This window comes from Acinetobacter sp. 231_lipA (assembly GCF_058243005.1).
This window is the reverse complement of sequence record NZ_JBZAYU010000001.1, coordinates 1,535,562-1,543,358: the sequence shown is the minus strand read 5'-3', so window position 1 is coordinate 1,543,358 and position 7,797 is coordinate 1,535,562. Positions and strand designations below refer to the sequence as shown.

Below are 7,797 nucleotides of genomic sequence, written 5' to 3'. Positions count from 1 at the left end.
TTATAACTTTACCTCAATTTAAATGTTTAGCCATATCAATTATTTATGCCTATATGGCTAAATTTATTTAGCGCGGACACGAAATCATCCTAGTTTAGTTAATTAATATACAATATTAGTGTTACAGCCCATATACATTTACCTTCTTAAGTTGGCATTTTTTTAACTAAAATTGTTACAAAGGCGCATTTATTTAACTTTATTTAAACTATTGGTATTGTCATTTTGATAAATCGTTTTACCTTGGGATTAGCTACTATGTTGAGTCGTTTCTTAATTATTTGCTTGAGTAATATCTGTATTTTTTCAACTTATGCAAACGCACGAGAACCGCACAGTCTACTTAGTATTTCAACTAATGATCAGAACAATTTGGCATTGTTAAATCAACCCAGCACATGGTCTTTAGATAATCTAAATAAAGCTGAATGGTCAGACAATCTTGAAAAAGGCTATCTTCCTGTTTACGCAAAGTTACAAGTCCTGTTGAGTCGCCACTATTCATCCTCAGGGGCGATTGATGGTTCATTGGGCTTAAATACTGTTAAAGCGATTTCAGCTTTTCAAATTATGAAGGGTCTAAGTGGTGATGGAATCTTAGACGCAAATACTTGGCATCTTTTAAATGAAGATACAACCCAACCAACATTTATTGAATACACGATTACTGCACAAGACTTGAAGGGGCCTTATGCTCAATCTATTCCTGTAGATTATGCTGAACAATCAAAGATGCGAGGTTTGTATTACACCCGTGTGACTGAGATGCTGGGTGAAAAGTTTCATATGGATGAATTGTTTTTACAAAAAATAAATTCAGGTGCAACTTTTAATAAAGTTGGTGAAAAGATTATTGTGGCAAATGTGAAAAACACGTTGCCAAAAAATATAAAAATGATTATCGCGCACAAAGGCTCAAAACAATTATATTTGCTTGATCAACAAAATAAGATGATTGCTTCTTTTCCTGCAACCATTGGTAGTGAAGATAATCCCTCACCATCTGGCACTCATGTGATTGGGAGCATTGTGCCAAATCCACACTACAGCTATAACCCTAAGAATTTTATTCAAGGCAAAAATCTTAAGCCTCTTAGTTTACCGCCCGGACCGAATAATCCAGTTGGAAATATTTGGATTGGTTTATCTCGACCTTCTTTTGGAATTCATGGGACACCCAACCCCGCTTTAATTTCTAAAACAGCTTCGCATGGGTGTATTCGATTGACCAATTGGGACGCAAATAATTTATCTAAAATTGTTCGCAAAGGCATGACTGTCAGATTTTTGGAGTAGAAGCGGCTTTGTTGCACAAAGATTTGAAATGCAAAGCGCCCCTAATTGAGCCAAATTTAAGGCGTAACTTGGGTAAGTGGTCGACCTAATTCCGTAAATCTGTTAAGGACTGCTACACGTGCATGGATCTCATTCACTTGGCTATCAAAACTCCTTGCACTGAGTTTATCTCCTAATAATTTGATGCAATGCATCTTAGTTTCAACCAAACTTCGACGATGATAGCCTGACCATTTTTTCCATAGTGTCCTGCCTAAACGTTTAATTGTTCGAAGTAATTCATTTCGCTCTAGCGAGCTACTCTTTGTATCTTTCCATGGTTTCGCATATTTTCTAGGTGGAATCACCGCATGCGCTTGCCGATCTGCAATGACCTGACGGCATTGCTTGGTGTCATAAGCTCCATCGGTATAAACACAGTTAATCTGCTCATCTTGTGGAATCTGATTAAGTAAATCACCAAGCACCTGTGAATCACTGACATTATTGGTTGTAAGTTGAACTGCTCGTATTTGTAGGGTTTTAGCATCTATACCAATATGAAGTTTACGCCATTGTCGACGATATTCAGGTCCATGTTTCTTGCGTTTCCATTCGCCCTCACCTAGAAACTTCATGCCTGTAGAGTCCATGAGTAGATGCAGCCCATCGCTACTTTTTTGGTAGCTGATTACAATATCAATATGCTTTTGTCTTCTACAAAGCGTGGTGTAATCTGGAGCTATCCAATTTAATCCGCAAAGTTTAATCAGACTTTGCACAAAGCCAGTGACCATACGTAAAGACAGACGGAATAAGGATTTAATCATTAAGCAGCATTGGATGGCTGCGTCGGAGTAGGTTTGATTTCGCCCTTGTTTGCCTTTTGATGGCGCATACCATTGCGTAGCAGGATCAAACCAAATGGCAATATTTCCGCGACTCATGAGTGCTCGGTTATATGCGGGCCAATTGGTTGTGCGGTAGATTTTGTGTGTAGGCTTCTTCATTTGAAAATTATATCGCTGAAAAAGCCTTTACAGATAGGTTTGTGCAACAAAGCCCTAAAAAGATTAAAAACACTATATATAGTGAAATTTACAATTTAATAACACAATATAGGGTGCACAACCCTTGACTCTCCTATAAAAAATACGTGAATATTATAGCTTATTTTTCAGCCACTTGGCATAAATATGGGGAGACATCAGCATATGTCTATAAAAAAAAAGCTATTGAAAGTCATCGTGTATCTTCAAAAAACTTACAATTAATGTGTTATCCAAAATGTATGCATGCCTACCAAATCTGGATTGCTCTATTTTTTCAGCTTAATGAGAAACAGCAAAACTATCATTTGGATTTTACTTTTCAACAAAAAGTCGACATTCCTGTTCTGACAACAGACAAACCTGATCACTATTTTTTTAGTAGTCATTTCAGCTGGATCTATGCCTATTCTTACAACAAGAATAAAAATGAATTTAAGTTCAGAGCTTATGAAAAAAATAATTCCTACGAATTCACCATCCAGGCTTTAAGCGAAGTAAAGGCCTTACTGTGTTCCGGATTACACCACTCCATTCATGGCTTAGACATCATTGCAAATTGGCTAAATGAAGAATACTTAGCTGCACATCTTCAGGAAGTTTTAACTATCAATTATCTACGAGAATTATCAGGACTGTCTAAATCCAAAAGTCCAGTGAGTTCTATTTCAAATTATGCCGACCCACTGTCATTAGAAAAAATTCTGGCGGGAATTTAATCATGAACGAATATCGTTATTTAGAAGATACTCAAGAATTAAAGCTTGAGCTATTTCGAGACTTCTATCAAGCACTGGCGGAAGCAAAACTGGAAAATGATCAGGACTTCTTTAAGCTCAATGATTTCATCCGACCAACTGAAGTCGTTAAACTAATTAAAATTATGAATCAGCATCCTACTGATCTATCGATTAGTAAGTATCCATTAGCTCATTATCTCCTGGCGCTGATCAACACTCCATCAGCATATCAATCAAATGCACTGAAATGGGCCATTTTCAATACTCAATGCATTGAATTACTTGATAGCAAAGAACATGCAGCTACTGTAGCTAATCTTTGTAGACGTTTTCGTTTAGCCAGCAAAAAACAGGAATACCATTGGCTTTATAACTTATTACCACCTCTCCCTATTGAGTTGGAGGATCTTCTTAAGTTTTTAAATAAAGCTGAAACAGAGAATAGAGAGTTACTGAACCGTACCGGGTTTGTCGAAGACTTTTTATTTAAGTTAGGCCTTATAAATTACTGTGGTATATCTGTTTATCTTTACCACCCAACCAAACTAAGTATTCATTTTCGATCGCCTGCTTATACGCCCAGTCGGCAACCCGATGCGAACGTTGTAGATCGGTTAAAAAACCTAATTGAGAAATTTCCCGAACAATAGATTGATCATGTAGATAGTTCCGCTCCTGCCACTGTTGCAGAAATTGTTCTGACGCCAAATAATTACTTTTTTGTGAGTTGCACTTTTCATCCGCCAGGACAAAATTATGTCCGGTATCGGCAGGATATAATGACCATGGAATAAAATGATCCACGGCATATTTTGAATTTTTGAGACTTTTTCCACAGTAAAAACACTGGTATTGCTGTAAATCTATTAAGTAGTCCGCGACCCGCCCTAGTTGATTGCGACTTGGTGCAAACATGAATTCATCCAGGTCAGGTAATCCATCTAATACTACCAGGTTATGCTTATTCAACCGGACAAAATCAATCCAGCGCTTCTGGCAAAGCTCTTCAACAATTTCACTAAACTGCCTCAAACAATACATCACTTTGGGTAAAAGCTTGAGGGACTGTTTGGAGTCTTCAAGGCAATAGAGAAATTCTACCGTTTGACCATTCAGATTCTGCAAATATACTACCGGCATTTGCTTTACCGTTGTTGCCACTGTTCGCTTTAGCCTGTTCCAGTAAAGTACATCTGTTCTCAGTGCGGCCAAGGTCTTGAATTGTTGCTGTGCCTTTTGGATTTCACTGATGATTTTTGCTTGCTGTCCAGTGGATTGTTTAAGGAAAAAAGGTTCATATTGGTTAAACTGAAACGGTAGTGACTGTTTCCAGTACAGGTCAATAAATTTTTCAGCGATATCCTGATATTCCAAATGCAACGCAGCACCAGTATCTTGACCCTGTTCAATCGCTAGACGTGTGATGCTTATCAGCAAGGCAAACTTATAGGTCGAAGTAAACGTCCCTGACTGTAAAATCTGCTGAATGTGCTTTAAGAATTTTAGCTGTTCATGATGTGTTGGTATTTCAGCTGTACTAAACAACACGTCTAAGCCTGCATTTTTCTAATCAGGATATTTAACCACTCTTCTGTACTGTCTGGACGTTTATCTACAGTAATCCATTGCTGTAACAGTAAAGCCTGATCTATTTGTTTGAGTAAGTCGTAAGCTTGCTGCTCATTCAAGTCAGTAAAGCTGCGCCCTTCTTTCTCACGGTCTGAATCGCCATATTTAAAAGACATGTAACACACACCATTTGGCTTTAATGCTTTAAATAAGCGCCCCAACACTTCAGTCAGGCGATCTCTTTCACAGTGTAAAAGAGAAGCACAGGCCCAAATCCCATCATACTTAGCTACTTCATTCAGCTCATAAAAACTTTGCTGACGTACCTCGATGCCTGTCAGCTCTCTCGCCTTTTCAACCAGCTCGATAGAATAATCAATTGCCTCAACTTGATAGCCTTTTTTCTTAAATGCCAAAGTGTCCCGCCCCGAGCCACAGCCCAAATCCAGGATCAATGCCTGTTCCGGCAAATATCTTAGAAATGGTGTGTAAAGACTTTCCATCTCAACCTGATAGGTATTTTCAAAAAATGCTTGAGCATGTTGATTGTAATAATTTGATGTTTGATTCATTGTCTAAAAGCCAATATCTTATGTTAAAGAACATACTGATATTTCACTAGCTAAGTCAAATGATCAGTCCTATGAGAGGTGGATCAGGAAATTTGAACAACACTTATAAGTGATATTTTGCTCCCCAAATGATGTTATAAACATCAATATATGGAGTATTTTATGGCACGTAGACCAAGAAGAAATCATTCAAATGATTTTAAAGCTAAGGTAGCACTTGCTGCGATTAAAGCAGAAAAAACACTTGCTGAATTGAGTGCTGAATTTGATGTTCATCAAAACCAAATTATCGACTGGAAAAATCAACTGATTTCAGCTTCCTCGCAAGCTTTCGATCAATCAAAAGCTCCAACAGAACCACCCATCGATCTAAAAAAACTACATGCAAAAATCGGTGAGCAGGCATTAGAAATTGATTTTTTAGAAGGTGTGTTGAAGAAACTGGGCCGCTTCAACCACAAAAGTTAATCGATGACTCACTTCAGATTTCAGTATCTAAGCAAGCTCAGCTGCTGAAAGTCTCCCGTGGTTGTTATTACTATCGCCCAAAACCTGTGAGTGCATCAGATCTGAAGCTAATGCGGTGTATGGATGAGTTACATATGCAATACCCTTTTGCAGGTAGCCGGATGATGCGTGATTTGTTGAATCGTCAAGGACATCATATAGGACGACGTCATACACGTACTTTAATGAAGAAAATGGGCATTAATGCGTTATATTGCAAACCAAATTTAAGCCAGGCTAATCAAGCTCACCGCAAATATCCATATCTGCTCAAAGGATTGGCTATTCAGCGCAGTAATCAAGTGTGGTCTACGGATATAACGTATATCCCTATGGCAAAAGGCTTTGTTTATTTATGTGCTGTGATTGATTGGCATAGCCGCAAGGTACTTGCGCATAGAGTATCGATTAGTATGGAGGTTACATTTTGCATAGAAACATTAAATGAAGCTATTGAAAAATATGGTCGACCTGAAATATTTAATACAGACCAAGGCAGTCAGTTTACCAGTGATGCATTTATTGATGTATTGAAATCAAATGGCATTCAAATCAGTATGGATGGTAAAGGTCGATGGGTTGATAATGTGATGGTTGAACGATTATGGCGGAGCGTTAAATATGAAGAGGTGTATCTCAAAGCCTACAGCAATGTTTTGGATGCGAAGAAGCAATTAAACGCATATTTTGAATTTTATAATTTGAAACGACCTCATTCGAGTCTGGACAAAATGACTCCAGATGAGTTTTACTATGACCAGCTACCACAACAAAATAAGGTAGCTTAACTAGAGCAGAGTATCACTTATAAATAAGCTTTTAGTTGTTCAAACATGTGGGACCACCTCTTATGAATGAATCAAACTTTTATTTCACTGTATCCCGACAACTGAGATAGAAACCAAACTGGTTCTTGTAAATGGAAAAAATATGGGCTTCAGATTTCGCAAGAGTATTAAAATATTACCTGGATTAAAAATCAATCTGACGCATAAAGGCATCAGCAGTGCAAGCATTGGCAAGCCTGGTGCTTCTTTAAATATTGGTAAAAAAGGCGCCCGAACCAGCGTTGGTATTCCAGGCACAGGCCTATCCTATTCCAAGCACCAGCCCTATAAGAAGAGAGTTGGCAACCAAAAAAATCCTACTCAGGAACAGCAATCGTTCTATAGATCACATACTGAGCAACCCAAATCGAATGTCTGGATTTGGGTAATTTTTGGATTATTTTGTTTTATTGTCGGGGCTATTATTTTTTAGAATTAGTCGACCTTTGTACCCATAACATTTATTCCGCTAGGCAAAATTAAATTCACTCATTACTATGGACGAATGTTAAATACAATAAAGGCTGCCGCTGATGTCTGATCATGACAGTACTCTGGATTATGATGAAAATGATTTAATCGATTCTCCCTTGTCTCAAATTTTACAAGAGGATAATGAGCAAATTGAAATTCTAATTTATCGATTACCTGATAGTGACTGGACACTGGAAGTGGTGAGCCAAAGTGGTACTTCTACTGTATGGGATGAAACATTCCCGTCAGATCAGGAAGCTCTATCTGTCGCTTTAGATGGAATTAAAGCCGCAGGCGGTATTCAAGCCTTTTCCGAAATCAGTGACCTCGAAGCAAAGAAAAATATTTTTCCTGAATCCCTTACTCGCCATTAAAAATGAAGTTGCTGGCGTGGATCTGAATCATTATTTTCTGGATTCTTAGAACCTGTCGCGATGATAGGTTCACTTCAACCCAAACCCATCTAGGGTTGAAGGGTCAAAGTTTTCATCAAACATAAACTCATCTGCTCGCTCTTTTCTTAATGTCGCTAAGGCATAAAAGAAACATTTCTCACATAACTGCAATTCATATCTTTCCCCGTCATGCTTGGAACCATAGCCCCAATGCGCCGATAAAGTGCCAAACTCCAGTTTCGTTGATTGGTTGCATATATCACATACAACATCTGTAACGACTTCTACCTGTTTCTATTGTTTAATTTCCATATACGGCTCCCGATATCAATCATGTTAAATTTGTCTACATACTTATCAAAAATTGACTCCTGTTTGGTTTTAATTAC

General features: G+C 37.9%; 9 protein-coding genes and 1 pseudogene. 6 read left to right on the top strand and 4 right to left on the bottom strand.

What is annotated here, in order from left to right:
• Positions 1–258: 258 nt before the first annotated feature.
• On the top strand, positions 259–1,296 hold the full coding sequence (locus AC4CUX_RS07725) for a L,D-transpeptidase family protein (protein ID WP_004647595.1): 1,038 nt from the start codon (positions 259–261) through the stop codon (positions 1,294–1,296).
• A 56-nt stretch (positions 1,297–1,352) separates the two neighbouring features.
• On the opposite strand, the gene AC4CUX_RS07720 is transcribed toward AC4CUX_RS07725, so the two are convergent.
• Positions 1,353–2,285: an IS5-like element ISAba12 family transposase gene (locus AC4CUX_RS07720; protein WP_490792296.1), complete on the bottom strand. Its 933-nt coding sequence runs from the start codon at positions 2,283–2,285 to the stop codon at positions 1,353–1,355.
• Between the two features lie 146 nt (positions 2,286–2,431).
• Between AC4CUX_RS07720 and AC4CUX_RS07715 the strand changes: the two genes are divergently transcribed.
• Both AC4CUX_RS07715 and AC4CUX_RS07710 read left to right on the top strand, forming a co-directional pair.
• Entirely contained in the window at positions 2,432–3,043 is a 612-nt protein-coding gene (locus tag AC4CUX_RS07715) for a hypothetical protein (protein WP_490792295.1), read from the top strand.
• Positions 3,044–3,045: 2 nt separating this feature from the next.
• Positions 3,046–3,528 (top strand): annotated as a pseudogene (locus AC4CUX_RS07710) (hypothetical protein); the annotation flags it as partial.
• 34 nt (positions 3,529–3,562) lie between these two features.
• Here AC4CUX_RS07710 and AC4CUX_RS07705 read toward each other — a convergent pair.
• Together AC4CUX_RS07705 and AC4CUX_RS07700 are read right to left on the bottom strand one after the other, a co-directional pair.
• On the bottom strand, positions 3,563–4,612 hold the full coding sequence (locus AC4CUX_RS07705) for an HNH endonuclease (RefSeq protein WP_005401670.1): 1,050 nt from the start codon (positions 4,610–4,612) through the stop codon (positions 3,563–3,565).
• A gap of 2 nt (positions 4,613–4,614) precedes the next feature.
• Complete coding sequence (locus tag AC4CUX_RS07700) at positions 4,615–5,205, bottom strand: class I SAM-dependent methyltransferase (protein WP_005401669.1); 591 nt, start codon at positions 5,203–5,205, stop codon at positions 4,615–4,617.
• Positions 5,206–5,367: 162 nt separating this feature from the next.
• On the opposite strand from AC4CUX_RS07700, the gene AC4CUX_RS07695 reads away from it, so the two are divergent.
• The 3 genes from AC4CUX_RS07695 (at position 5,368) to AC4CUX_RS07685 (ending at position 7,387) form a co-directional block, all read left to right on the top strand.
• Positions 5,368–6,500 (top strand): IS3 family transposase gene (locus AC4CUX_RS07695; RefSeq protein ID WP_223235881.1). Its coding sequence is split into 2 segments (ribosomal slippage): positions 5,368–5,620 and positions 5,620–6,500, totalling 1,134 coding nucleotides; the frame shifts between segments, so codons are not numbered across the junction.
• A gap of 142 nt (positions 6,501–6,642) precedes the next feature.
• Complete coding sequence (locus AC4CUX_RS07690) at positions 6,643–6,972, top strand: DUF4236 domain-containing protein (RefSeq protein ID WP_017725328.1); 330 nt, start codon at positions 6,643–6,645, stop codon at positions 6,970–6,972.
• 100 nt (positions 6,973–7,072) lie between these two features.
• The gene (locus tag AC4CUX_RS07685) at positions 7,073–7,387 is read left to right on the top strand and encodes a hypothetical protein (protein ID WP_490792294.1); all 315 of its coding nucleotides are present in this window, start codon (positions 7,073–7,075) and stop codon (positions 7,385–7,387) included.
• A 69-nt stretch (positions 7,388–7,456) separates the two neighbouring features.
• On the opposite strand, the gene AC4CUX_RS07680 is transcribed toward AC4CUX_RS07685, so the two are convergent.
• The gene (locus tag AC4CUX_RS07680; RefSeq protein WP_306179411.1) at positions 7,457–7,666 is read right to left on the bottom strand and encodes a hypothetical protein; all 210 of its coding nucleotides are present in this window, start codon (positions 7,664–7,666) and stop codon (positions 7,457–7,459) included.
• Between the last annotated feature and the right edge of the window lie 131 nt (positions 7,667–7,797).